The sequence below is a fragment of the Pseudomonas capeferrum genome, from assembly GCF_013523055.1.
Classification (GTDB): Bacteria; Pseudomonadota; Gammaproteobacteria; order Pseudomonadales; family Pseudomonadaceae; genus Aquipseudomonas; species Aquipseudomonas capeferrum_A.
On sequence record NZ_JAAMQM010000006.1, the window covers coordinates 107,162 to 130,734 of the forward strand.

24 protein-coding genes and 1 tRNA gene are annotated in these 23,573 nt (G+C 62.0%); 2 read left to right on the forward strand and 23 right to left on the reverse strand.

The genetic code is table 11. The annotated features are described in order from the left end of the window. Positions 1-9 precede the first annotated feature (9 nt). From ispG to trmJ, 15 genes are all read right to left on the reverse strand, one after another. Positions 10-1,119 carry a flavodoxin-dependent (E)-4-hydroxy-3-methylbut-2-enyl-diphosphate synthase gene (ispG, locus tag G7009_RS08720; protein WP_181129594.1) on the reverse strand — a complete coding sequence of 370 codons (1,110 nt, stop codon included), beginning with the start codon at positions 1,117-1,119 and terminating at the stop codon, positions 10-12. A gap of 3 nt (positions 1,120-1,122) precedes the next feature. Continuing rightward, on the reverse strand, positions 1,123-2,136 hold the full coding sequence (locus G7009_RS08725; RefSeq protein ID WP_181129595.1) for a RodZ domain-containing protein: 1,014 nt from the start codon (positions 2,134-2,136) through the stop codon (positions 1,123-1,125). A 20-nt stretch (positions 2,137-2,156) separates the two neighbouring features. Continuing rightward, positions 2,157-2,894, reverse strand: coding sequence for a type IV pilus biogenesis/stability protein PilW (gene pilW, locus G7009_RS08730; RefSeq protein ID WP_181129596.1), 738 nt, complete (start codon positions 2,892-2,894; stop codon positions 2,157-2,159). 13 nt (positions 2,895-2,907) lie between these two features. Further along, positions 2,908-4,053: a 23S rRNA (adenine(2503)-C(2))-methyltransferase RlmN gene (gene rlmN, locus G7009_RS08735; protein WP_181129597.1), complete on the reverse strand. Its 1,146-nt coding sequence runs from the start codon at positions 4,051-4,053 to the stop codon at positions 2,908-2,910. Between the two features lie 28 nt (positions 4,054-4,081). Beyond that, entirely contained in the window at positions 4,082-4,507 is a 426-nt protein-coding gene (ndk, locus tag G7009_RS08740; protein WP_181129598.1) for a nucleoside-diphosphate kinase, read from the reverse strand. A gap of 88 nt (positions 4,508-4,595) precedes the next feature. Continuing rightward, on the reverse strand, positions 4,596-4,796 hold the full coding sequence (iscX, locus tag G7009_RS08745; protein WP_181129599.1) for a Fe-S cluster assembly protein IscX: 201 nt from the start codon (positions 4,794-4,796) through the stop codon (positions 4,596-4,598). Between the two features lie 14 nt (positions 4,797-4,810). Next, positions 4,811-5,152 carry an ISC system 2Fe-2S type ferredoxin gene (fdx, locus tag G7009_RS08750; RefSeq protein WP_181129600.1) on the reverse strand — a complete coding sequence of 114 codons (342 nt, stop codon included), beginning with the start codon at positions 5,150-5,152 and terminating at the stop codon, positions 4,811-4,813. 5 nt (positions 5,153-5,157) lie between these two features. Further along, complete coding sequence (gene hscA / locus G7009_RS08755) at positions 5,158-7,020, reverse strand: Fe-S protein assembly chaperone HscA (protein WP_181129601.1); 1,863 nt, start codon at positions 7,018-7,020, stop codon at positions 5,158-5,160. Between the two features lie 42 nt (positions 7,021-7,062). Continuing rightward, the gene (hscB, locus tag G7009_RS08760) at positions 7,063-7,584 is read right to left on the reverse strand and encodes a co-chaperone HscB (protein WP_181129602.1); all 522 of its coding nucleotides are present in this window, start codon (positions 7,582-7,584) and stop codon (positions 7,063-7,065) included. An 8-nt stretch (positions 7,585-7,592) separates the two neighbouring features. Then, the gene (iscA, locus tag G7009_RS08765) at positions 7,593-7,916 is read right to left on the reverse strand and encodes an iron-sulfur cluster assembly protein IscA (RefSeq protein WP_181129603.1); all 324 of its coding nucleotides are present in this window, start codon (positions 7,914-7,916) and stop codon (positions 7,593-7,595) included. A 27-nt stretch (positions 7,917-7,943) separates the two neighbouring features. Beyond that, complete coding sequence (gene iscU / locus G7009_RS08770) at positions 7,944-8,330, reverse strand: Fe-S cluster assembly scaffold IscU (protein ID WP_002552476.1); 387 nt, start codon at positions 8,328-8,330, stop codon at positions 7,944-7,946. 47 nt (positions 8,331-8,377) lie between these two features. Beyond that, positions 8,378-9,592, reverse strand: coding sequence for an IscS subfamily cysteine desulfurase (locus tag G7009_RS08775; protein WP_181129604.1), 1,215 nt, complete (start codon positions 9,590-9,592; stop codon positions 8,378-8,380). A 42-nt stretch (positions 9,593-9,634) separates the two neighbouring features. Then, positions 9,635-10,126: a Fe-S cluster assembly transcriptional regulator IscR gene (gene iscR, locus G7009_RS08780; protein ID WP_181129605.1), complete on the reverse strand. Its 492-nt coding sequence runs from the start codon at positions 10,124-10,126 to the stop codon at positions 9,635-9,637. Positions 10,127-10,279: 153 nt separating this feature from the next. Further along, complete coding sequence (gene cysE / locus G7009_RS08785) at positions 10,280-11,065, reverse strand: serine O-acetyltransferase (protein ID WP_181129606.1); 786 nt, start codon at positions 11,063-11,065, stop codon at positions 10,280-10,282. Continuing rightward, positions 11,066-11,839, reverse strand: coding sequence for a tRNA (cytosine(32)/uridine(32)-2'-O)-methyltransferase TrmJ (gene trmJ / locus G7009_RS08790; RefSeq protein WP_181129607.1), 774 nt, complete (start codon positions 11,837-11,839; stop codon positions 11,066-11,068). It lies immediately after the preceding gene. A gap of 146 nt (positions 11,840-11,985) precedes the next feature. Here trmJ and suhB point away from each other — a divergent pair, with 146 nt between their 5' ends. Beyond that, positions 11,986-12,804, forward strand: coding sequence for a type III secretion system regulator SuhB (suhB, locus tag G7009_RS08795; protein ID WP_181129608.1), 819 nt, complete (start codon positions 11,986-11,988; stop codon positions 12,802-12,804). Positions 12,805-12,888: 84 nt separating this feature from the next. Here the strand turns inward: suhB and G7009_RS08800 are convergent, their stop codons facing one another. The 6 genes from G7009_RS08800 to queA form a co-directional block, all read right to left on the reverse strand. Next, a complete protein-coding gene (locus tag G7009_RS08800) occupies positions 12,889-13,437 on the reverse strand; it encodes a glycine zipper 2TM domain-containing protein (RefSeq protein WP_181129609.1) in 549 nt (182 codons plus the stop codon). A 122-nt stretch (positions 13,438-13,559) separates the two neighbouring features. Next, positions 13,560-14,468 carry a protein translocase subunit SecF gene (gene secF, locus G7009_RS08805; RefSeq protein WP_181129610.1) on the reverse strand — a complete coding sequence of 303 codons (909 nt, stop codon included), beginning with the start codon at positions 14,466-14,468 and terminating at the stop codon, positions 13,560-13,562. Positions 14,469-14,477: 9 nt separating this feature from the next. Beyond that, complete coding sequence (gene secD / locus G7009_RS08810) at positions 14,478-16,343, reverse strand: protein translocase subunit SecD (RefSeq protein WP_181129611.1); 1,866 nt, start codon at positions 16,341-16,343, stop codon at positions 14,478-14,480. 63 nt (positions 16,344-16,406) lie between these two features. Next, positions 16,407-16,742: a preprotein translocase subunit YajC gene (gene yajC, locus G7009_RS08815; protein WP_181129612.1), complete on the reverse strand. Its 336-nt coding sequence runs from the start codon at positions 16,740-16,742 to the stop codon at positions 16,407-16,409. A gap of 54 nt (positions 16,743-16,796) precedes the next feature. Further along, a complete protein-coding gene (gene tgt, locus G7009_RS08820) occupies positions 16,797-17,912 on the reverse strand; it encodes a tRNA guanosine(34) transglycosylase Tgt (RefSeq protein ID WP_181129731.1) in 1,116 nt (371 codons plus the stop codon). A gap of 14 nt (positions 17,913-17,926) precedes the next feature. Continuing rightward, a complete protein-coding gene (queA, locus tag G7009_RS08825) occupies positions 17,927-18,976 on the reverse strand; it encodes a tRNA preQ1(34) S-adenosylmethionine ribosyltransferase-isomerase QueA (protein WP_181129613.1) in 1,050 nt (349 codons plus the stop codon). Between the two features lie 108 nt (positions 18,977-19,084). On the opposite strand from queA, the gene G7009_RS08830 reads away from it, so the two are divergent. Next, a tRNA-Leu gene (locus G7009_RS08830) sits at positions 19,085-19,169 on the forward strand. 359 nt (positions 19,170-19,528) lie between these two features. Here G7009_RS08830 and G7009_RS08835 read toward each other — a convergent pair. Continuing rightward, the gene (locus tag G7009_RS08835; RefSeq protein WP_181129614.1) at positions 19,529-22,549 is read right to left on the reverse strand and encodes a PAS domain-containing hybrid sensor histidine kinase/response regulator; all 3,021 of its coding nucleotides are present in this window, start codon (positions 22,547-22,549) and stop codon (positions 19,529-19,531) included. 199 nt (positions 22,550-22,748) lie between these two features. Next, positions 22,749-23,555 carry a DMT family transporter gene (locus G7009_RS08840; RefSeq protein ID WP_258197893.1) on the reverse strand — a complete coding sequence of 269 codons (807 nt, stop codon included), beginning with the start codon at positions 23,553-23,555 and terminating at the stop codon, positions 22,749-22,751. Positions 23,556-23,573: the final 18 nt, after the last annotated feature.

The window sequence follows — 23,573 nt, forward strand, 5'->3', positions numbered from 1 at the left end:
ATCTGTGTTTCAGCCACGGGCGATCAGCGCCGCGTCGGCGTCGGCCTTCTCGGCCGCTTTCTGGCGGATGAGCCTTTCCAGCTCATCGACCAGGTTGTCATTGGTCAGCTTCTGCGATGGCTTGCCATCGATGTAGATCAGGTTGGGCGTGCCGCCGGTCAGCCCGACATGAGCCTCCTTGGCTTCACCCGGGCCGTTGACCACGCAACCGATCACGGCCACGTCCAACGGCACCAGCAGGTCTTCCAGGCGCCCTTCCAGCTCGTTCATGGTCTTGACCACATCGAAGTTCTGCCGCGAACAGCTTGGGCAGGCGATGAAGTTGATCCCACGCGAACGCAGGCGCAGCGACTTGAGGATGTCGTAGCCGACCTTCACTTCCTCGACCGGATCGGCGGCCAGGGAGATGCGGATGGTATCGCCGATGCCTTCGGCCAGCAGCATACCGAGGCCGACAGCGGATTTCACTGTCCCTGAACGCAATCCACCGGCTTCGGTGATGCCCAGGTGCAGCGGTTGGACGATCTGCCGCGCCAGTTGACGGTAGGCCTCGACCGCCATGAAAACGTCGGATGCCTTGACGCTGACCTTGAAATCCTGGAAATCCAGGCGATCGAGGTGCTCGACGTGACGCAATGCCGACTCGACCAGCGCTTCTGGCGTCGGTTCGCCGTACTTCTTCTGCAGGTCCTTTTCGAGGGAGCCCGCGTTGACCCCGATGCGGATCGGGATACCCCGGTCACGCGCGGCATCGACCACGGCACGGACGCGGTCTTCGCGACCGATGTTGCCGGGATTGATGCGCAGGCAGTCGACGCCCAGTTCGGCTACGCGCAGGGCTATGCGGTAGTCGAAATGGATATCGGCCACCAGCGGTACGCTGACCTGTTGCTTGATGCGGCCGAACGCTTCCGCCGCATCCATGTCCGGCACCGAGACCCGCACGATGTCGACGCCAGCGTCGACCAGACGGTTGATCTGGCCCACGGTGGCGGCAACGTCGTTGGTATCGGTGTTCGTCATGCTCTGCACCGCGATAGGGGCATCCCCACCCACAGGCACATTGCCGACCCAGATTTTCCGGGATTCGCGACGTTTGATCGGAGATTCACCGTGCATGACTTACTGTCCCAACTTGAGGCGAGCGGTCTCGCCACTGGTAAACGAGGCAACATCGACGGCCTGGCCGTTGTAACTGACCTGCGCGCCACGGGCAAAGCCCAGGCGTACCGCGAATGGCGGCTTGCCGGTCAGGTCCAGGCTGTCGCCCTTGCGCTTGATCCCGCTGAACAGCACCTTGCCGTTGCCGTCGGAGACCGACGTCCAGCAATCGGCAACGAACTGCACCTGGACCTTGCCATTACCTGAGGCAACCGGTGTTTGCGCGGGCGTAGCGGCCGGTGCGCTGGCGACTGGAGCAACAGGTGCAACCGGCGCAGCGCTCGGTGCTGCCGGAGCAGGCTGGCTCGGCGCCGTGGGGGCTGGGGTGGATGGTGCGGTGGTGGCGGTGGACGGCGACTGCGCAGCGGGAGCGGCTTGGTCCTCGGACGCGGCTTCGCCCTGCGACGACGAGTCCAGTGCCAACGGAGCGCTCTGCGGTTGCTGACCGGCGCTCACGGCCTGGTCCTCCGGCTCGTCCAGCGGATGAATCTGAGTGGTACCGTCGGCGCTTTCGACCTCGACGTGCTCGAGGGCCATGTTGGCCATGTCCTTGCTTTGCTGGCTGCCCTTGTCCTGCCACCAGACGAAGCTGCCGCCGACCACGGCGATCAGCAGCAGCAGGCTCACGCCACGCAGGATGTTGTGTGACAGACGGACCGGCTCTTCGATACGGCCGAGCGAATGCACTTCGCTGCCCTGGGCATGGGTACCGGTGTACTGGTCGAACGCCTGCACCAAGGGAGCCTGGTCCATGTCCAGCAATTTGGCATAGGCGCGGATATAGCCGCGGGCAAAGGTGTGCCCAGGCAGCTTGTCGAAGGCGCCGGTTTCCAGGTTGTTCAGCGAATTGACCGTAAGGTTGAGCTTGCGGGCTACCTCGGCTTGCGACCAATCCCGGCCTTCACGAGCCTGGCGCAAGATCTCACCGGGATTCTGGCGAGTCGCTGCTGCTACTTCGGGGTGCGCGGCTTTCATCATTGCTCCGACAGGTATTGCTAATATTCCGGCGTACCGGGATAAAGTCGTTGTAACTGCTGGCCCAACTCGGCCTCGGTGCTGCGTTCTTCGAGGGCGCGTGCCAGCCGGCTGCCCAGCAACAGGCTACGGGCGTCCTGGTCGCTCAGTTGGCTGAAGCGCTGGTAGAAATCCCGGGCTGGCACATAATGCCTGTCTTCGAAGGACAACTCAGCCATTTCCAGCAACGCCCTTGGCTGTCGCTGATCGAGTTGCAGGGCTTTTTCCAGATACTGGCGCGCCTCGTCGCGGCGTTCGAGCCTCAGAACCGTCAGACCCAGGTTCTCATAGACGCGCGAGCGTTCAGGATACAGCGTATCTGACGCGGCTTGGCGAAACATCTGCTCGGCCTGGCGAAAATCTCCTTGAGCATAAAGGAAACTGCCGAAGTTGTTGCGAATGCGAGTATCGTTCGGCTGCTCTAACAGCGCTTTGCGAAAATGCTCCGCGGCCAGGGCAGGCTCGCCCTGGGCCTGGAACACCAACGCCAGGGCCGAATGGGCCTGGGCGTTATCGGCGTCGAGCGCCAGCGCCTTGGCCAAGGGCGCCTTGGCCCTTTCAGTCAAACCTTGTTGCAAATAACCCAGACCCAACCGTACGTAAGCGTCCCCCGCCTCCGCCCGCCCCTGGCGACTGGCGAGCGGATCGCTCCCGCCATCGGAAACGCAGCCGGCCAGCAGCGAAAGCGACAGGATCGACAGCGCGGCGCGCAGGATCATCGGCTGGGTCCCGTCAGTTGCGCATGGCGCTGTCTTGCTGCTCGGACTCGCTGCCGAGCTGACGTACGGCGATGTAGCGCTCGCTGCGACGGGTACGGTCCATGACCTGTCCCACCAGCTGGCCACAGGCAGCGTCGATGTCTTCGCCACGGGTAGTGCGCACGGTCACGTTGAAACCCGCGTGGTGCAGGTAGTCCTGGAAACGGCGGATCGCGTTGTTGCTCGGTCGCTCGTAGCCGGAGTGCGGGAAAGGATTGAACGGGATCAGGTTGATCTTGCAAGGTACGTCCTTGAGCAGGACGGCCATCTCCTGAGCGTGCTCCAGCTGGTCGTTGACATCCTTGAGCAAGGTGTACTCGACCGTCAGGACCCGCTTTTCGCCCAGCGCCGACATATAGCGCTGGCATGCCTCGAGCAGCACCTTGAGGGGGTACTTCTTGTTGATCGGCACCAGTTCGTTGCGCAACGCATCGTTCGGCGCGTGCAGCGACAGGGCCAGGGAAACGTCGATATGCTTGGCCAGCTCGTCGATCATCGGTACCACGCCGGAGGTGGACAGGGTCACCCGGCGCTTGGAGATACCGTAGCCGAGGTCGTCCATCATCAGATGCATGGCGGCCACGACGTTGTCGAAATTGAGCAGGGGCTCGCCCATGCCCATCATCACCACGTTAGTGATGGCGCGATCTACGGTCGCCGGCACGCTGCCGAACGACTTGTTGGCAATCCACACCTGGCCGATCACTTCGGCGGCGGTGAGGTTGCTGTTGAATCCTTGCTTGCCGGTGGAGCAGAAACTGCAATCCAGGGCGCAACCGGCCTGGGACGAGACACACAGCGTGCCACGCTTGCCCTGGGGAATGTACACGGTCTCGACGCAGCTGCCGGACGCCACGCGCACCACCCACTTGCGGGTGCCGTCGCTGGAGATGTCCTCGCTGACCACTTCCGGACCGCGAATTTCGGCAACACCCTTGAGCTTCTCGCGCAGGGCCTTGCCGACATTGCTCATGGCGTCGAAATCATCGACGCCAAAGTGGTGAATCCATTTCATTACCTGACCGGCACGGAAGCGTTTTTCCCCGATCGACTCGAAGAATTTTTCCATTTCCGGCTGGGTCAGACCCAACAGGTTGATTTTGCCAGCAGATGTCGTCATGGATTCACCCTCACCCGTAAGCTTTCGCTTAGCGAGTGGTTACCTCGGTAGCAGCGAAGAAGTAAGCGATTTCGCGAGCAGCGGCGGCTTCGGAGTCCGAACCGTGGACGGCGTTGGCGTCGATGGACTCGGCGAAGTCGGCGCGGATGGTGCCAGCGGCAGCTTCTTTAGGGTTGGTAGCGCCCATCAGCTCGCGGTTCAGAGCAATGGCGTTCTCGCCTTCCAGAACCTGAACAACGACCGGGCCGGAGGTCATGAAGGCAACCAGATCACCGAAGAAGCCGCGCTCGCTGTGCTCGGCGTAGAAGCCTTCGGCCTCGGCCTTGGACAGCTGCTTGAGTTTCGAAGCGACGACGCGCAGACCGGCTTCTTCGAAGCGGGTGGTGATCTTGCCGATGACGTTCTTGGCGACAGCGTCAGGCTTGATGATGGAGAAAGTACGTTGAACAGCCATGGAAAACTCCAGAAATTGAATGTTGCGAAAAATTAAACCCGCGAATTATACGCGGGTTCCAGGGGATTGCCTAACCTGCGAGTTGCGCTCAGTCGGCTTCTTCAATCCAGGCCGCCTGGATGGCCTCGAGCACCTTTTCACCGCCACGTGACGGATCGTCGCTGAAATCCGGCAAAGCCATGACCCAGCGGTGCAGATTGACGAAATTCACGTAGCGAGGATCGACTTCCGGCTTGCTTTCCGCAAGCTGGATGGCGATCTCAAGTACATCAACCCATTTCAGACTCATGCTCGACTCCTGACTCAGTGGGGCGCTTCGGCAGCGTGATTGAGCGAATACTTCGGAATCTCCACGGTCAGGTCCTGGTCACCGACCTTGGCCTGGCACGACAGGCGCGACGTAGGCTCAAGGCCCCAGGCGCGGTCGAGCATGTCTTCCTCGAGCTCGTCGGCTTCGGCCAACGAGTCGAAACCCTTGCGGATCACGCAGTGGCAGGTGGTGCACGCACTCACCCCGCCGCAGGCGCTTTCGATCTCGATATGGTGATCGTGGGCCAGGTCGAGCAGAGAGGTACCCGGTGCGGCCTCTACCGTCATCCCCTCGGGGCAATGCTCTGCGTGTGGCAGAAAAGTTACCAGCGGCATCTGGATTATTCCTCGATCTCATTCAGGTTGCGCCCGGCCAGTGCAGCTTTGACCGTCGAATCAAGGCGACGGGCGGCAAAAGCATCGGTCACCTGCGACAGACGCTTGGTCTGTTGCTCGATGGCGGCGCCATCGGTGCCGGTGAGCAAATCACGTAGTTCTTGCATCTGGTAGTCGATCGCCATGCGCTCTTCGGCGCTGAGCAAGCGATCACCGTCGGCGTCCAGGGCGCCCTGCACGGCCTCGAGCAGGCGTTCGGCGTCGACCTGATGCTCGCGCAACTGGCGCGCATGCTTGTCGCTGCCCGCATGCTGGAAGGAGTCCTTGAGCATGCGCGCGATCTCGCCGTCGGTCAGGCCGTAGGACGGCTTGACCTGAATGCTCGCCTCGACACCCGAGCCCATCTCCCGCGCCGCGACGCTGAGCAAGCCATCGGCATCGACCTGGAAGGTCACGCGGATCTTCGCCGCGCCGGCCACCATGGCCGGAATCCCGCGCAGCTCGAAGCGCGCCAGGGAACGGCAGTCGCTGACCAGCTCGCGCTCACCTTGCAGCACGTGGATCATCATGGCCGACTGGCCATCCTTGTAGGTAGTGAACTCCTGGGCGCGGGCCACTGGGATGGTAGTGTTGCGCGGGATGACCTTTTCCATCAGTCCGCCCATGGTCTCGAGACCGAGGGACAGCGGGTTCACGTCAAGCAACAATAGCTCGCCACCGTCGCGGCGATTACCGGCCAGGGTGTCGGCCTGGATGGCGGCGCCGATGGCCACCACCTGATCGGGGTCGATCGAAGTCAGCGGCGCGCGTCCGAACAAGTCGCCCACGGCTTCGCGCACACGCGGCACGCGAGTCGAACCGCCGACCATGACCACTGCACCGACCTCTTCCAGCTCGACGCCACTGTCGCGCACGGCGCGGCGGCATGCCTTGAGGCTACGCGCCACCAGGGGTTCGATGAGGGCCTGGAAAGCGGCGCGGCTCAGCTCGCCCTGCCAGGCGCCGTGACTGACACCGACGGTATCGGCATCGGTCAGGGCTTCCTTGGCGGCGCAGGCAGCCTGCAGAAGCTGGCGCTGGGTACCTGGGTCCAGGTCCGCGCTCAGGCCTGCCTGCTCGATGATCCAGCCGGCGATGGCGTGATCGAAATCGTCGCCACCCAAGGCAGTGTCGCCACCGGTGGCCAGGACTTCGAAGACACCGCCAGTCAGACGCAGGATAGAGATATCGAAGGTCCCACCACCCAGGTCATAGATGGCCACCAGGCCTTCGGCCTTCTCGTCCAGGCCATAGGCAACGGCGGCAGCGGTGGGCTCGTTGAGCAGACGCAGCACGTTGAGGCCGGCCAGACGCGCGGCGTCCTTGGTGGCTTGCCGTTGGGCGTCGTCGAAATACGCCGGGACGGTGATAACGGCACCGACCAGTTCGCCGCCAAGGGTCTCTTCGGCGCGCTTGCGCAGGACCTTGAGAATGTCGGCAGAGACTTCCACCGGGCTCTTGCGCCCCTGGACAGTCTCGATGAACGGCATGTGCGACTCGCCACCGACGAAGCGGTACGGCAGTTGCTCGCCGAGCTGCTTGACGTCTGCCAGTCCACGGCCCATCAGGCGCTTGACCGACAGTATGGTATTGAGCGGGTCGCTGGAGGCCGAGGCGCGCGCGGCATGCCCGACGTCGATGCCGTCGTCGAGGTAGCGCACGGCGGAGGGCAGGATGACTTCGCCCTGAGCATCGGGCAGGGGTTCGCTACGGCCGCTGCGTACGGCGGCGACCAGCGAATTGGTGGTGCCAAGGTCGATTCCCACCGCCAGGCGACGCTGGTGCGGCTGGGGACTCTGACCGGGTTCGGCGATCTGCAGTAGGGCCATGCTTATCTGAATACCTTAGGCGTCGTCACGGGCAACGCCGGGTTAATCGTCGAGGCGCTCTTCGAGTTGGCGCACTTCGTAGGCGAGCTTGTCGAGGAACTGCATGCGACGCATCAGGCGCTCGGCCTGTTCGCGCTGCGCGGGGTCATCCCAGCAGGCGGCGAAGTCGTCGTTCAGCGTTTCCTGGGCAAGCTTGAGCCGCTTCTTGAAGACGGCGACACCGTCCAGGTCGGCTTCGTCCTGCAGGTCCTCGAGCTCTTCGCGCCACTGCATCTGCTGCAGCAGGAAGTCGGGGTCATGGACCGTGACCTCCTGGGGCACTTCATTGCCGGAGATGGCCAGCAGATAACGGGCGCGGCGCGGCGCGCTGCGCAGCGTCTGGTAGGCGTCGTTGAGGGCGGCCGATCGTTCCAGCGCCAGACGCTGCTCACGCTCGGAAGCGTCGGCGAAGCGGTCGGGATGGACCTCGCGGGCCAGTTCGCGATAGCGGCTGGCCAGCTTGTCGAGGTCCAGGCGGAAACCCGGCTGGAGGTCGAATAGGGCGAAATGACAAGGAGTACCCACGTTGAGCCTCAGACGTTGAAGCTTTCGCCGCAGCCACACTCACCGCGCACGTTGGGATTGTTGAACTTGAAACCTTCGTTCAACCCTTCCTTGACGAAGTCCAGCTCGGTGCCGTCCAGGTAGACCAGGCTCTTGGGGTCAATGATGACCTTCACGCCATGGCTTTCGAAGACTTCGTCTTCAGTACCCGGTTCGTCGACGAACTCCAGCACGTAGGCCAGGCCCGAGCAACCGGTGGTACGGACGCCCAGGCGAATGCCATCACCCTTGCCGCGTCCTTCGAGGGAGCGCCGCACATGGTTGGCGGCGGCTTCTGTCATGCTGATAGCCATCGAGACTCCTTACCTGCGACAGGTGACTTAGAGCAAACCTTTCTTCTGCTTGTAATCGCGAACGGCTGCCTTGATGGCATCCTCGGCGAGTACGGAACAGTGAATCTTCACCGGCGGCAGGGCCAGTTCCTCGGCCAGCTGGGTGTTCTTGATGGTCTCGGCTTCGTCCAGGGTCTTGCCCTTCATCCACTCGGTGGCCAGGGAACTGGAAGCGATGGCCGAGCCGCAGCCGTAGGTCTTGAACTTGGCGTCTTCGATGACGCCCTGCTCGTTGACCTTGATCTGCAGGCGCATCACGTCGCCGCATGCCGGCGCACCGACCATGCCGGTACCGACATCAGGATCCTCGGCATTCATCTTGCCGACGTTGCGCGGGTTTTCGTAGTGGTCGATGACCTTTTCGCTGTATGCCATGGTGCTATTCCTTCCTCATCAGGGGAGCCGCTCTTTTCGGCGACTGCTTAGTGGGCGGCCCACTCGATCTTGGAGATATCAACGCCGTCTTTGAACATGTCCCACAGCGGCGACAATTCGCGCAGCTTGGTCACGGCCTCGCAGACTTTCTGCGCGGCGTAGTCGACTTCCTCTTCGGTGGTGAAACGGCCGAAGGTGAAGCGGATGGAACTGTGCGCCAGCTCGTCGTTGCGGCCCAGGGCGCGCAGTACGTACGAAGGCTCGAGGGAAGCCGAGGTGCAGGCCGAACCGGACGATACCGCGATGTCCTTGAGCGCCATGAGCAGCGACTCGCCTTCCACATAGTTGAAGCTCAGGTTCAGGTTGTGCGGCACACGGGCGGTCAGGCTGCCGTTGACGTACAACTCTTCGAGGTCCGAGACCTGCTTGAAGAAGCGGTCGCTCAGGGCCTTGATGCGAATGTTCTCGCTGGCCATTTCCTGCTTGGCGATGGCGAAGGCCTCACCCATGCCGACGATCTGGTGGGTCGCCAGGGTGCCGGAACGCATGCCGCGCTCGTGACCGCCGCCGTGCATCGTGGCTTCCAGGCGCACCCGAGGCTTGCGGCTGACATACAGCGCGCCGATGCCCTTGGGGCCGTAGGTCTTGTGCGCCGAGAACGACATCAGATCGACCTTCAGCTTCTGCAGGTCGATCTCGACCTTGCCGGTGGACTGGGCCGCATCGACATGGAACAGCACGCCACGCGAGCGGGTCAGCTCGCCGATGGCAGCAATGTCGTTGACCGTGCCGATCTCGTTGTTGACGTGCATGATCGACACCAGGATGGTGTCCTCGCGCAACGCCGCCTCGACCATGGCCGGGGTAATCAGGCCGTCTTCGCCTGGCTCGATGTAGGTGACTTCAAAGCCTTCGCGCTCGAGCTGGCGAGTGGTATCCAGGACCGCCTTGTGCTCGATCTTGGAGGTGATCAGGTGCTTGCCCTTGGTGTTGTAGAAGTGCGCGACACCCTTGATCGCCAGGTTGTCGGACTCGGTGGCACCGCTGGTCCAGACGATTTCACGCGGATCGGCGTTGACCAGGTCGGCGACCTGACGACGAGCGTTTTCCACCGATTCCTCGGCTCTCCAGCCAAAGACATGGGAACGCGAGGCCGGGTTACCGAAGTTTCCGTCGACCAGCAGGCAGTCGGCCATCTTCTGGGCGACACGAGGATCGACCGGGGTGGTCGCAGAGTAATCGAGGTAGATCGGCAACTTCATTACGTATCTCCTATCAGGCGGTCGCGTCGCTCGTCGAAACGGTCATTCGACGGCGGACGTCTCAATCTTGTCCAGCTGGGCACCATGGCCCGCGACACGACGCAGGTCCTGGCGCTGGGCGACTTCTTGAACCTCGCGGCGCATCACCAGGTCGGACAGGCTGATGCCGCTGAGGAATTCGTGGATCTGCTGGCTGAGGTCACACCACAGGTGGTGGGTCAGGCAGGTATCACCGGCGTGGCAGCCTCCCAGGCCCTGGCAGCGCGTGGCATCGACCGATTCATTGACCGCATCGATGACCTGGGCCACCTGGATGGTTTCCATGCCCCGCGACAGCTGATAGCCGCCGCCCGGGCCGCGCACACTGGATACGAGACTGCTGCGCCGCAACTTGGCGAACAGCTGTTCCAGATAAGAAAGGGAGATGCCCTGGCGTTCGGAAATATCGGCCAAGGACACCGGTCCATGCTGCGCGTGCAGTGCCAGGTCGAGCATGGCAGTCACGGCGTATCGGCCTTTGGTAGTCAATCGCATGGCTATGGGTACCACGGGAGTTACAGGATGTATGCGAGTATGCTATTCCCGAGCATTTAAGTCAACTATAAGACCTACTGCTTTAGTCGGGATTGCACCTGAAGGGCGGCGGCATCATAGCAGTTAAGGGGCGCAAGCACCACGCCCCTGCCGTCAATGCGGCCGTGTGTCGCTGGCCGCGACCTGCTTGACTTCGGCGAAATCCTCATCGCGTAACGCGGGTAGCTCCTTGGCGCAATAATCGCTGTCGAGTTTGGTCAGTTCCTTGCATATGTCTTCCAGGCGACCGTCGACGGCTTGCAGATGATCGAGCAGTTGGCCGATTGCCCGGGCCACCGGGTCCGGCATGTCGCCGCTCACACCATAGGCATCGAAGCCGATCTTTTCGGCCATCGCCTTGCGCCGCGCCTCGACCTCGGTGTCTTCGGTCTTGACGATGATGCGCCCGGGTATACCCACGGCAGTGGCGCCAGCCGGGACCTCCTTGGTGACCACGGCATTGGAGCCGATCTTGGCTCCGGCACCGACGGTGAACGGTCCCAGGACCTTGGCACCCGCGCCCACCACGACACCATTCCCCAGGGTCGGGTGACGCTTGCCTTTGTTCCAGCTGGTACCGCCCAGGGTCACGCCCTGATAAAGCGTGACGTCGTCGCCGATCTCGGCCGTTTCGCCGATGACGATGCCCATGCCGTGGTCGATGAAGAAGCGCCGCCCCACCTTGGCACCTGGATGGATTTCGATACCGGTCATCCAGCGACCGAAGTTCGATATCAGCCGTGCCGGCCATTTGAAATCGCGAACCCACAGCGCATGGGCGGCGCGATGCAGCCAGATCGCATGCATGCCTGGGTAGCACGTCAGTACGTCGAACGCGTTGCGCGCCGCCGGATCCCGGTGGAACACGCTCTGGATATCTTCTCGCAGACGCTCGAACATCTATTGGTCCTTCCGCTTATGCGGTTCGCCACGGGCCGCTTTCTGGGTCTCCGTGAGGATGCCGCGCAAAATGCTCATTTCCGAACGATTGACCGCACTTCGCCCGTACAGTCGGCGCAGGCGCGCCATCAGGTGCTTGGGCTTTTCGGGGTCGAGGAAGCCGATCTGCACCATGGTTTTCTCCAGGTGCTCGTAGAACAGCTCCATCTCGTCCGTGGTCGCCAGTTCGCTGCTGCGCAGCGACGTGGCTTCGAACTTCTCGACCTTCGACGGCTCGTCGCTCGCCGCCAGCCAGGCCATGCGCACCTCGTAGGCAAGCACTTGCACGGCGGCCGCCAGATTGAGCGAACTGAAGTCGGGGTTCGACGGAATATGCACGTGGAAGTGACATCGCTGCAGCTCCTCGTTGGTCAGGCCGGCGTGCTCGCGACCGAACACCAGCGCGATTTCCTCGCCCTGGCGCGCATGCTCGATGACTTTCGAACCACATTCGCGAGGGTCGACGAGCGGCCAGGGAATGCGCCGATCTCGAGCGCTGGTGCCCAGGACCAGGTTGCAGCCGACCAGCGCGTCCTCGAGGGTCTCGACCACTTGGGCCGCGGCCAGCACATCGTCGGCGCCCGAAGCGCGGGCACTGGCATCATGCGCCGGAAAATCCTGCGGCTGGACCAGCACCAGGCGCGACAAGCCCATGTTTTTCATGGCACGCGCAGCGCCGCCGATATTGCCGGGGTGGCTGGTATTGACCAGAACGACACGAATATTTTGCAGCAAGGCGATGTGCTCACGGATGCGGGTAACGGAGACGGAATCTTACATAAGCGACCAGCGTAACGCCATGAAAGCAAATGACGCCCTTCTGCGCGGAAAGTTTTCTGTTAGAATGTCCGGCTTTCTTTAACGACCCAGGTGAAACGTCCATGCAGCCCATGCTGAATATCGCGCTGCGCGCCGCCCGCAGCGCCAGTGAACTGATTTTCCGCTCAATCGAACGCCTGGACACCATCAAGGTGGACGAGAAAGAGGCCAAGGACTACGTCTCCGAGGTCGACCGCGCTGCCGAACAGAGCATCATCAATGCCCTGCGCAAGGCCTACCCGAACCATTCCATCCAGGGTGAGGAAACCGGCCTGCACGCAGGCACCGGCGAAGAAGGCAAGGACTACCTGTGGATCATCGACCCACTGGACGGCACCACCAACTTCCTGCGTGGCATCCCGCACTTCGCCGTCAGCATCGCCTGCAAATACCGTGGCCGTCTCGAGCACGCCGTGGTCCTCGATCCGGTTCGCCAGGAAGAGTTCACCGCCAGCCGTGGTCGTGGCGCCCAGCTCAATGGCCGTCGTCTGCGCGTCAGCTCGCGGACCAGCCTGGATGGCGCCCTGCTCGGCACGGGCTTCCCGTTCCGCGACAATCAGATGGCCGACCTGGACAACTACCTGGGCATGTTCCGCGCGCTGACCGGCCAGACTGCCGGCATCCGCCGCGCCGGTTCCGCCAGCCTGGACCTGGCCTATGTGGCCGCGGGCCGCTTCGACGCCTTCTGGGAGTCGGGCCTGTCCGAGTGGGACATGGCCGCGGGCGTGCTGCTGATTCAGGAAGCGGGTGGCCTGGTGAGCGATTTCACCGGGGGTCACGACTTCCTCGACAAGGGCCACATCGTCGCGGGCAACATCAAGTGCTTCAAGGCCGTGCTGACCGCAATCCAGCCGCACCTGCCCGAGTCGCTGAAGCGTTAAGCGTTTTGCTTGCACAAAAAAAGCACCTTCGGGGTGCTTTTTTTGTGCCTGCGGATTGTGCTGCTGGCGCCCGAGGAGACGACCTCACTGCCCCGAATTCGCCTTGCTCAACACCAGCTTGCCGTTCTCATCCAGCGGAATGGTCGAACCCGGCTCATGGTCCATCTTGACCTGGCCGACCTTGTCGCCGATCGCATACTTGACGTTATAGCCCACGACCTTCTCGCTCACGTCGTGGACCGTGCTGCAACGTGTCTGGGTAGTGGTGTAGGTGTCGCGATTCTGCATGCCTTCCTGCACCTTGTTGCCGGCATAACCGCCACCCACGGCACCGGCGACAGTGGCAATCTTCTTGCCGGTACCGCCACCGACCTGATTGCCCAGCAGGCCACCGGCCACAGCGCCCAGCACGGTACCCGCGATCTGGTGCTGATCCTTCACCGGCGCCTGACGAGTCACGGTAACGTCCTTGCACACTTCACGCGGTGTCTTCACCTGCTGCTTGATGGGTTGCACGGCAGTGACATCGGCGTACTCGGGCCCCTTGTTGACCAAGCTGTAGGTCGCCACGGCACCTCCGGCAGTGACCGCCACAGCACCTAGCACCGCACCTACCAGCATTGACTTGTTCACGTGAACCTCCTGATCCTTTGCTGCGCGTTCGCATCCGCGATTCTCCCTGCCTTGGAGCAAAAAAAAGGACGCGAGTTCAACACTCGCGTCCCTTCATGCTCCGAACGACGCAGGAAAATCCCTTATGGGGTCTCGTCCACACCTTCCGCCTTGACCGGCGGAATCAGGTCTTCACTGCTCAGGTTCAGCCAGATCAGCACCACGTTGGCGATGTAGATCGACGAGTAGGTACCCGCCATGACACCGATGAACAGCGCCAGGGAAAAGCCGAACAGGTTGTCACCGCCGAAGAACAGCAACGCGGCGATCGCCAGCAACGTCGAGACCGAGGTAGCGACGGTACGCAACAAAGTCTGGGTGGTCGATACGTTGATGTTCTCGATCAGCGAAGCCTTGCGCATTACGCGGAAGTTCTCGCGCACCCGGTCGAAGACCACGATGGTATCGTTGAGCGAGTAACCGATGATCGCCAGCACCGCCGCCAGCACCGTCAGGTCGAAGGTGATCTGGAAGAACGACAGGATACCCAGCGTCACGATCACGTCGTGGATCAGCGAGACGATGGCGCCGACCGCGAACTTCCACTGGAAGCGGAAAGCCAGGTAGATCAGGATCCCGCCCAGCGCCAGGAGCATGCCCATGCCGCCCTGGTCGCGCAGCTCTTCACCCACCTGCGGGCCGACGAATTCGACCCGTTTGACCACGGCCGGGTTATCGCCTCCGGCCTTCTGCAGGGCTTCAGCCACGCGAGTACCCAGTTGCGGGTCATCGCCAGGCATACGCACCAGCAGGTCGGTGGTCGCGCCGAAGCTCTGCACCACGGCATCGTGGAAGCCCGATCCGACCAGCTCCTCACGGACCTTTTCCAGATCCGCCGGGCGCTCGTAGGTCAGCTCGATAAGCGTGCCGCCGGTGAAGTCCAGGCCAAAGTTCAGGCCTTTCTGCCACCAGCTGAACAGCGCCAGTACGGTAAGGAGCACGGTGACGGCGAACGCGACATTGCGCACGCCCATGAAGTTGATGGTACGCATGGCAGCCCCTTAAACCCACAGCTTCTTGATGTCACGCCCACCACAGGTCAGGTTGACCATGGCACGGGTCACCATGACGGCGGTGAACATCGAGGTGAAAATCCCGAGGGACATGGTAACCGCGAAGCCCTTGACCGGACCGGTACCCATGGCGAAGAGGATGCCGCCCACCAGCAAGCTGGTCAGGTTGGCATCGATGATCGCCGTGTAGGCACGGTTGAAGCCTTCGTGGATGGCGCGCTGCACGGACATGCCGGCTTTCATCTCTTCGCGAATACGCGAGAAGATCAGTACGTTGGCATCGACCGCCATACCCATGGTCAGGACGATACCGGCAATACCCGGCAGGGTCAGGGTGGCTCCCAGCAGCGACATCAGCGCGAGCAGCAGGACCATGTTGCCGGCCAGGGCAATGGTCGCGATCACACCGAAGGCGCGATAGATGGCGATGATGAACAGCGAGACGAACAGCATGCCCCACAGCGACGCATCGATACCCTTGGTGATGTTGTCGGCACCCAGGCTCGGACCGATGGTGCGCTCTTCGGCGAAGTACATCGGCGCGGCCAGGCCACCGGCACGCAGCAGCAGGGCCAGTTCGGACGATTCGCCCTGACCGTTCAGGCCGGTGATGCGGAACTGACTGCCCAGTGGCGACTGGATGGTCGCCAGGCTGATGATCTTCTTCTCTTCCTGGAAGGTCTGGACCGGGACGTCCTTCTCCACACCGTCGACCACCTGCTTGGTGTAGCGAGTGATCGGCTTCTGCTCGATGAAGATCACTGCCATGCTGCGACCCACGTTGCTGCGGGTGGCGCGACTCATCAACTCGCCACCGTGGCCATCCAGGCGGATGTTCACCTGCGGACGGCCATGCTCGTCGAAGCCGGCCTGGGCGTCGGTCACCTGGTCACCGGTGATGATCAGCCCACGCTCGACCGGCGCGGAACGACCACCCTCGCGGAACTCGAACACCTCGGTCGTGGCGCGGGATGCGCCAGGCTCGGCACCGAAGCGGAACTCCAGGTTGGCGGTCTTGCCGAGGATACGCTTGGCCTCGGCCGTGTCCTGCACGCCCGGCAGTTCGACCACGATACGGTTGGCGCCCTGGCGCTGGACCAGCGGCTCGGCCACGCCCAGCTCGTTGACCCGGTTACGCACCGTGGTCAGGTTCTGCTTGATCGAGTATTCGCGGATCTCGGCGACTTTCGCTTGCGTGATCGCCAGACGCAGCACGGCAAGCTCGTTGCGCTCGCTGGCGGTCAGGTCGAAATCGTTGAAATTCTTGCGGATCAGGCTGCGGGCCTGCTCGCGGGTTGCATCGTCGGAGAAGCCCAGCTGGATACCGCCATCCTGCTGAGGCAGGCTGCGGTAGCGGATGCGCTCTTTGCGCAGCAAGGTCTTCACTTCGCCTTCATAGACTTTCAGGCGTGCGTCCATGGCCTTGTCCATGTCCACTTCCAGCAGGAAGTGCACACCACCGGACAGGTCCAGGCCCATCTTCATCGGGCTCGCGCCAAGATTGCGCAGCCATTGCGGGGTGGTCGGAGCCAGGTTGAGAGCCACGACATAATCATCGCCCAGGGCCTTGCGCACTACATCCTTGGCCGGCAGTTGCTGCTCCTGGTTCGCCAGGCGCACCAGCGCGCCCCTGCCCTGCTCGCCCAGGCTGGCGCCCTTCACGGCGATGCCGGCATCGGCCAACGACTTGCTCACACGATCCAGGTCGGCCTGGGTCACTTGCAACGCCGTGCTGGCGCCACTGATCTGTACCGCCGGATCGTCAGGGTAGAGGTTGGGAGCGGAATAAATGAAACCGATCGCCAGTACCGCCAGGATCAGTGCGTATTTCCACAGAGGGTATTTGTTCAGCATCACGCCGCCCGTTCAAGACGCGGGGCGCGTTGCGCGCCCCGACGAGGATAGAAAACCGGTAACTCAGATAGCCTTGAGCGTACCTTTTGGCAGGGTCGCCGCCACGGCGCCCTTCTGGAACTTCAGTTCGACGTTGTCGGACACTTCCAGGACCACGAAGTCATCGGCAACCTTGACGATCTTGCCGGCGATACCGCCGTTGGTGACGACTTCGTCGCCCTTCTGCAGATTGCCCAGCAGGTTCTTCTGCTGTTTGGCGCGCTTGGCCTGCGGACGCCAGATCATCAGGTAGAAGATGACCAGGAAACCGACCAGGAAGATCCATTCGAAGCCGGTGCCGGCAGGACCTACGGCAGGGGCAGCAGCGTCGGCGTACGCGGCGGGAATCAGAAAGCTCATGTGGCACTCCAGTTGCAAAATCGCAAGGTTGTTATTTGCGGTATACGAAGGGACTCAGTCCAAGGGCGGCACGGGAAGCCCGCGCTTGGCGTAGAAGGCGTCGACAAAGGCGGCCAATTTACCCTGTTGAATAGCCTCGCGCAAACCAGCCATCAGGCGCTGGTAGTGGCGCAAGTTGTGGATCGTATTCAACATGCTGCTCAACATTTCGCCGCACTTGTCCAAATGATGCAGATAAGCGCGGGAGAAGTTCTGACAGGTATAGCAATCGCAGGTAGGATCCAACGACGAGTCATCATGGCGATGGAACGCATTGCGGATCTTGATCACCCCGGTATCGATGAACAGATGACCGTTGCGCGCGTTGCGCGTCGGCATCACGCAGTCGAACATGTCGACGCCGCGGCGCACACCCTCGACGAGATCTTCCGGTTTGCCTACCCCCATAAGGTAACGAGGTTTGTCAGTCGGCATCTGGCCCGGCAGGTAGTCGAGCACCTTGATCATTTCGTGCTTGGGTTCGCCCACCGACAGACCGCCGATGGCCAGGCCATCGAAGCCGATCTTGTCGAGCCCCTCCAGCGAGCGCATGCGCAGGTCCTGGTGCATGCCGCCCTGAACGATCCCGAACAGCGCCGCGGTGTTGTCGCCATGGGCGTTCTTGGAGCGCTGCGCCCAGCGCAGCGACAGTTCCATCGACACGCGGGCCACGTCTTCGTCGGCTGGGTACGGCGTGCATTCGTCGAAGATCATCACGATGTCCGAACCCAGGTCTCGCTGAACCTGCATGGATTCCTCCGGCCCCATGAACACCTTGGAACCGTCCACCGGCGAAGCGAAGGTCACGCCTTCTTCCTTGATCTTGCGCATGGCACCCAGGCTGAACACCTGGAAACCACCGGAGTCGGTCAGGATCGGACCCTTCCACTGCATGAAGTCGTGCAGGCCGTTGTGCGCCTTGATCACCTCGGTACCCGGGCGCAGCCACAGGTGGAAGGTGTTGCCCAGGATGATCTCCGCGCCGGTGGCCTCGATGTCACGCGGCAGCATGCCCTTGACCGTGCCATAGGTGCCCACCGGCATGAACGCCGGGGTCTCGACCGTGCCACGCGGGAAGGTCAGGCGGCCGCGACGGGCCTTGCCGTCAGTGGCCAGCAACTCGAACGACATACGACAGGTGCGACTCATGCTTGATCCTCGGGGCCACGTGGCGCCGGATTGCGGGTGATGAACATGGCATCACCGTAACTGAAGAAGCGGTACCCCTGCTCGACCGCCGCCGCATAGGCAGCCATGGTCTCCGGGTAACCGGCGAAGGCCGAGACCAGCATCAGCAGCGTGGACTCCGGCAGGTGGAAGTTGGTGACCAGGGCATCGACCACATGGAAGGGACGCCCCGGGAAGATGAAGATATCGGTGTCGCCGCTGAACGCCTTGAGTTCGCCATCACGCGCGGCGCTCTCCAGCGAACGCACGCTGGTCGTGCCCACGGCGACCACCCGGCCACCTCGAGCGCGACACGCGGCCACGGCATCGACCACGTCCTGGCCGACCTCGAGCCACTCCTTGTGCATGTGATGGTCTTCGATGCGCTCGACGCGCACCGGCTGGAACGTCCCCGCGCCCACGTGCAAGGTCACGAACGCGCGCTCCACGCCCTTGGCCGCGATCTTCGCCAGCAGAGCTTCATCGAAATGCAGCCCCGCCGTCGGTGCCGCCACCGCGCCCGCGCGCTCGGCGTACACCGTCTGATAGCGCTCGCGGTCGGCGCCCTCGTCGGGGCGATCGATATAGGGCGGCAACGGCATGTGCCCGACCCGTTCCAGCAGCGGCAGCACCTCCTCGGCGAAGCGCAGCTCGAACAACGTCTCGTGCCGCGCGACCATCTCGGCCTCGCCACCGCCATCGATCAGCAGCTGCGTGCCCGGCTTGGGCGCCTTGCTCGAGCGCACATGGGCCAACACCCGATGGCTGTCCAGCACCCGCTCCACCAGGATCTCCAGCTTGCCGCCGGACGCCTTCTGGCCGAACAGCCGCGCCGGGATCACACGCGTATTGTTGAAGACCATCAGGTCACCCGGCTGCAGGAAGTCCAGCAGATCGGTGAATTGCCGGTGCGCCAGTGCCCCGCTCGGCCCATCCAGGGTCAACAAACGGCTGCTGTGGCGCTCTGCCAACGGATGACGAGCGATCAGGGAATCAGGGAGGTCAAAGGAGAAATCGGCGACGCGCATGATGATGTTCGGTTCGACAGGGCCGCAAAGTTTAGCCCAACGCGTGAAAATTCACCATGAAACCCGATTGACCCGATCAAAGAGGCTCTCTATACTGCCGCCCGACAAGCCCTGATGGCGGAATTGGTAGACGCGGCGGATTCAAAATCCGTTTTCGAAAGGAGTGGGAGTTCGAGTCTCCCTCGGGGCACCAAACACAGATCCTTCTACCGGGATCGCAACAGAGAAACCGACCTTGAGTCGGTTTTTTTGTGCCTGAAATTCATGCCAGACCGGTGCGCTTGTCGTCCCTGCTTTCAGGTTGCGCTGGTCCTCGCCCGCATTATCAATCTCAAGTACCCCCTGCTCGGGTATAAGGCAGATTGCATGCATGGCATCAGCCCACAAAGTACATCAGGCCAAATTCATCGGGGCCCGGTCTGCGCGATGGCTTGGCGCCCTGCATCTTCTTCGCTTGGACACCGCTGTAGCCAGCATCGGCACAGACTATGTTTTTCAGGCCGGGAATGGCTACGAAACCTCCCGGCCGCCAGGTACCGCCGGCCCAATCGGCTACGTCCGAATCAACTCCCCGACCCGCGAAGCGAACGTGTCCATTTCAAACGGCTTCGTCATCACATGCATCCCGGGTTCGAGATGACCATCGCCGATGGCAGCGCTTTCGGCGTATCCAGTAATGAACAAGGTCTTCAGACCCGGCCGGACTTCGCGCGCCGCGTCCGCCATCTGCCGTCCATTCATGCCTCCCGGCAAGCCCACATCCGAAATGAGCATGTCGATACGTACGTCCGAGCGCAGTACCTTGAGACCGGCACCGCTATCAGCGGCCTCGATGACGGTATAGCCAAGCTCGTTAAGGGAGTCCGTCAAGAGCATTCGCACGGTAGGCTCATCGTCGACTACCAGGATCGTCTGACCCATGATCGCCGGTGCGGCGGCCGCGGGACTATCGACTTCTTCCAGGGTGGGCTCGGTCCCATGGTAGCAAGGGAGATAGATACAGATCGTCGTGCCCTCCCCTTCCGTGGAAGCCAGGCTCACCTGGCCGCCAGACTGTTTGGCAAACCCATAGATCATCGAAAGACCAAGACCGGTGCCTTGGCCAATGGGCTTGGTGGTAAAGAACGGGTCGAATGCCTTGGCGAGCACATCGGGAGACATGCCTACGCCAGTGTCAGTCACACTGACGACCAGATAGCCGCCCTCGGGTACGTCAAGCGCGCGCGCTGACTGCTCATCCAACTGCCTATTGCTTGTCTCGATGGTGATGCGGCCGCCACCCAACATAGCGTCGCGAGCATTGATGCACAGGTTCAACAGCGCATTCTCCAACTGGCTGGTGTCCACGCGTACGGGCCAGGAATCCGGCGTCTTGACGGTCTCCACCACAATGCCGGGGCCGACGGTACGCTGGATCAGCTCGATCATGCCCTCGACCAGGCTGTTGATGTCCGCTGGTCGTGGATCCAGTGTCTGTCGCCGAGAGAACGCCAGAAGTCGATGAGTCAGCGCGGCCGCGCGCTTCGCCGCGCCTTGAGCGGTCGCGAGGTAACGATCAACGTCCGCCATACGGCCCTGGGCCATCTTTTTCGACATCAGCTCCAACGCGCCCGAGATACCAGCAAGCAGGTTGTTGAAGTCATGGGCCAGGCCGCCGGTGAGTTGACCTACCGCCTCCATCTTCTGGGATTGACGCAGCTTTTCCTCGGTCTGCATCAGCTCCGCCGTACGCTCGGCCACGCGTTGCTCCAAGGTGTCGGTGAGCGATCTCAACGCCGCGATGGCGCGGTCGCGCTGAGCCTCCACCGAACGACGCTCCTGCACGTCGATCAGCACCCCTGGAAAACTTAGTGGGGTGCCGTCCTCGGCGTGGTCGACGCGTCCGTTTGCCTCGATCCAATAATACTTGCCGTCCGCGCGGCGGACCCGATATTGATGCGCATACGCGCCTCCGCGGGAAACGACTTCATCGATGGCCCACAGCAGGCCGTCCCGATCCTCGGGATGCACCGTCGCGATGACCTGGTCAAGACTCAAGCCTTTGTGACCCATGGCCGGATCAAGCCCGAAGGCACGGGCAAACGCCTCGTCCACGGTAAAACTGCCGGTGCGCAAATCCAGGTGCCAGGTGCCAAATATGGCGCCCGCCGCCAGCGCGAGCTGGACCCGCTCCACGTTCTCGCGTGCAAGCGCTTCGCTGGCGCGCAGGCGAGCTTCCGCGTTTCGCCGCTCGGTGACGTCGCTGAACAAGATGGCGATTTGTCGATCGGCGGGATCGCCCACTCGAACGGCCCGGACATCGAACCAACGCGCGAAGCGCTCGGCATAGTTTTCGAATGTGGCCGGGATGCCCGTTTTAGCGACTCGGCCATAGGTTTCAAACCAGAAAGGCTCCAGGTCCGGTGCGAACTCGGTCACCCATTTGCCCTGAAGGTCCACGCCGGACTGCTTTTCAAAAGCCGGATTCGCCTCCAGGAAGCGGTAATCCACTGGTTGATCGGCAGCGTCGAACTTGACTTCGACGATGGCGAAGGCCGATTCGATGGTCGCCACGATCGTTCTGAAGCGCTCCTCGCTTTGACGCAGCGCGGCTTCTGTACTGCGGATGCGGGTCAGATCGAGCATCGCCCCGATCATGCGTACCGCTCGACCCCCTTCATCGCGAATCACCTGCCCCCGATCCAGCACTTGAGCATAGGAGCCATCGACCCGGCGGAACCGATATTCATCGGCCCAGGTGGATCCCGTGCCGTCAATCACCGCGTGGATAGAGGCATGGATGCGGTCCCTGTCGTCCGGATGAATATGCGCGAGCCACCACTCGCCAGTGCTTTCGACGGTAGCCGGAGCGTGGCCGTAAGCCTGTTCCAATGCGTCGTTCCACAACACGTGGTGAGCAGTGAGATCCCAATCCCAGATAGCATCGTTCGTGGCCTTCAAAGCCAGACGATAACGCGTTTGGGCTTCCTCGATAGCACGCCCCGCCAGATGCTCGCTGGTGCGATCGCGGAGAATTTTCACGAAACCCAAGTGAACCTGGTTATCTCCATAAAGCGGCATCATTTCGCCGGACGCCCAGAATCGTCTGCCATCTTTACGCAGGTGCCAGCGTTCATCCGTCGCGCGCCCTCGTTGCAGGGCGCTGATCATCTCGTATTCAAGGCGGTCCTGCGCTCGGTCTTCGGACGTGAAAAAGCGCTCCGCGGGCTGGCCTTGCATTTCATCGGAAGTCCAGCCCATGACGTGCATCGCGCCCGCGTTCCAGTCAGTGATGGATCCTTGCGGGTCGATCACGATCATGGCGAAGTCGACCGCGCTATCAAAAATCGCTTGCTGCCGTGCATCACTGCCAGCGACCGAACAGCGGCCAGCTTGGGTCCGTGTCGAAACGTCGGATGAAACTGCCTGGCTCCCTTGACCCCGCATTTGCTCTTGAGCGCCAGGCTCATTGATGCTGGCGTTCTGGACGGCTATCGCAGGGTCCTCAATAAGCCTGCGCAGGCGAAGAACCTCACTTTCAAGCTCTTCTCGACTGAGATTTTTCAGCTTCTCAGGCTCAAAACTGCCCCGCATAAATCAGTCTCTATCCACGTTAAATTGCATCAGACAACACTGTAGGGTGGACATACGGGGGGTGGCCGATCGAAAGCAGCCGCTCATGACCACCCACTTCAGACCCATTTTGCAGGTTCACGTTTAGATGAATGCATTCTGATTGAAAAAACCGTCCCTGAGTCAGTTTTTTGTGCCTGAATGGCGACACGAGTGTGCGTTATGCCAAGCGCACCGTAAACGCGCCTAGCGCGATGACACAGACAGCCAAGAGACGGATGCGTCCCACCTGCTCTTTCAAGAACACCCCGGAGATCGCTACCGCAAAAAGAATTGATGTTTCCCGCAAGGCAGCTACCACTGCGACGGGCGCGAGCGTCATCGCGTAGAGTGCAAGGCCGTAAGAGGTGAGCGTGCCAAAACCGCCCACTACACCAAGACGCCAGTTTATTCGCAGGTATTGCCGGGCCTCGCTCAACCTTGTCAGCGCCGCATATAAAGCAATCCCTGCGCCTGTCAGCAGGAATATCCAGAGCGTATAGGCGACAGGCGCTGCGGATAGTCGCACACCTACACCATCGACCAAGGTGTAGCCCCCGATCACTACCGCATTGAGCAATGCCAACGCCAGCCCTGACCTGCCTTGCCGCCCCGCGGTGAACAGCATCATCAGAATGCCGGAGCAGATTATGATGATGCCTGACCCGGCGTTCCGGCTCGGGATCTCGCCGAGCATGACTATCGCGGCAAGCGCGACGATAAGCGGCGCAACGCCTCGCATCAGCGGGTACGTTTGGCTCATGTCGGCAATGCGATATATTCGCGCGAGCAACGCGAAGTACAGTATCTGGAGTGCGACTGACAGGGCGATATAGGGCCAGCTCTGCGAGTCGGGAGACGGTAGAAAGGGTAGCAGAATGGCTGCCCATATCGCAGCGGACGTGGTCACCAGCACGGTAGTCAGCAACTTGTTCTGGCCGGCTTTTACGATAGCGTTCCATGAAGCATGCAAGGCGGCAGCGAACATGATCAATCCAAACACCGC

Excerpts from the sequence above, each read along its gene's own strand:
- ispG (WP_181129594.1), bottom strand. The coding sequence starts at position 1,119 with ATGCACGGTGAATCTCCGATCAAACGTCGCGAATCCCGGAAAATCTGG.
- G7009_RS08725 (WP_181129595.1), bottom strand. The coding sequence starts at position 2,136 with ATGAAAGCCGCGCACCCCGAAGTAGCAGCAGCGACTCGCCAGAATCCC.
- pilW (WP_181129596.1), bottom strand. The coding sequence starts at position 2,894 with ATGATCCTGCGCGCCGCGCTGTCGATCCTGTCGCTTTCGCTGCTGGCC.
- rlmN (WP_181129597.1), bottom strand. The coding sequence starts at position 4,053 with ATGACGACATCTGCTGGCAAAATCAACCTGTTGGGTCTGACCCAGCCG.
- ndk (WP_181129598.1), bottom strand. The coding sequence starts at position 4,507 with ATGGCTGTTCAACGTACTTTCTCCATCATCAAGCCTGACGCTGTCGCC.
- iscX (WP_181129599.1), bottom strand. The coding sequence starts at position 4,796 with ATGAGTCTGAAATGGGTTGATGTACTTGAGATCGCCATCCAGCTTGCG.
- fdx (WP_181129600.1), bottom strand. The coding sequence starts at position 5,152 with ATGCCGCTGGTAACTTTTCTGCCACACGCAGAGCATTGCCCCGAGGGG.
- hscA (WP_181129601.1), bottom strand. The coding sequence starts at position 7,020 with ATGGCCCTACTGCAGATCGCCGAACCCGGTCAGAGTCCCCAGCCGCAC.
- iscA (WP_181129603.1), bottom strand. The coding sequence starts at position 7,916 with ATGGCTATCAGCATGACAGAAGCCGCCGCCAACCATGTGCGGCGCTCC.
- iscU (WP_002552476.1), bottom strand. The coding sequence starts at position 8,330 with ATGGCATACAGCGAAAAGGTCATCGACCACTACGAAAACCCGCGCAAC.
- G7009_RS08775 (WP_181129604.1), bottom strand. The coding sequence starts at position 9,592 with ATGAAGTTGCCGATCTACCTCGATTACTCTGCGACCACCCCGGTCGAT.
- iscR (WP_181129605.1), bottom strand. The coding sequence starts at position 10,126 with ATGCGATTGACTACCAAAGGCCGATACGCCGTGACTGCCATGCTCGAC.
- cysE (WP_181129606.1), bottom strand. The coding sequence starts at position 11,065 with ATGTTCGAGCGTCTGCGAGAAGATATCCAGAGCGTGTTCCACCGGGAT.
- suhB (WP_181129608.1), top strand. The coding sequence starts at position 11,986 with ATGCAGCCCATGCTGAATATCGCGCTGCGCGCCGCCCGCAGCGCCAGT.
- secF (WP_181129610.1), bottom strand. The coding sequence starts at position 14,468 with ATGCGTACCATCAACTTCATGGGCGTGCGCAATGTCGCGTTCGCCGTC.
- secD (WP_181129611.1), bottom strand. The coding sequence starts at position 16,343 with ATGCTGAACAAATACCCTCTGTGGAAATACGCACTGATCCTGGCGGTA.
- yajC (WP_181129612.1), bottom strand. The coding sequence starts at position 16,742 with ATGAGCTTTCTGATTCCCGCCGCGTACGCCGACGCTGCTGCCCCTGCC.
- tgt (WP_181129731.1), bottom strand. The coding sequence starts at position 17,912 with ATGTCGTTCGAGTTGCTGGCCACTGACGGCAAGGCCCGTCGCGGCCGC.
- queA (WP_181129613.1), bottom strand. The coding sequence starts at position 18,976 with ATGCGCGTCGCCGATTTCTCCTTTGACCTCCCTGATTCCCTGATCGCT.
- G7009_RS08835 (WP_181129614.1), bottom strand. The coding sequence starts at position 22,549 with ATGCGGGGCAGTTTTGAGCCTGAGAAGCTGAAAAATCTCAGTCGAGAA.
- G7009_RS08840 (WP_258197893.1), bottom strand. The coding sequence starts at position 23,555 with ATGTTCGCTGCCGCCTTGCATGCTTCATGGAACGCTATCGTAAAAGCC.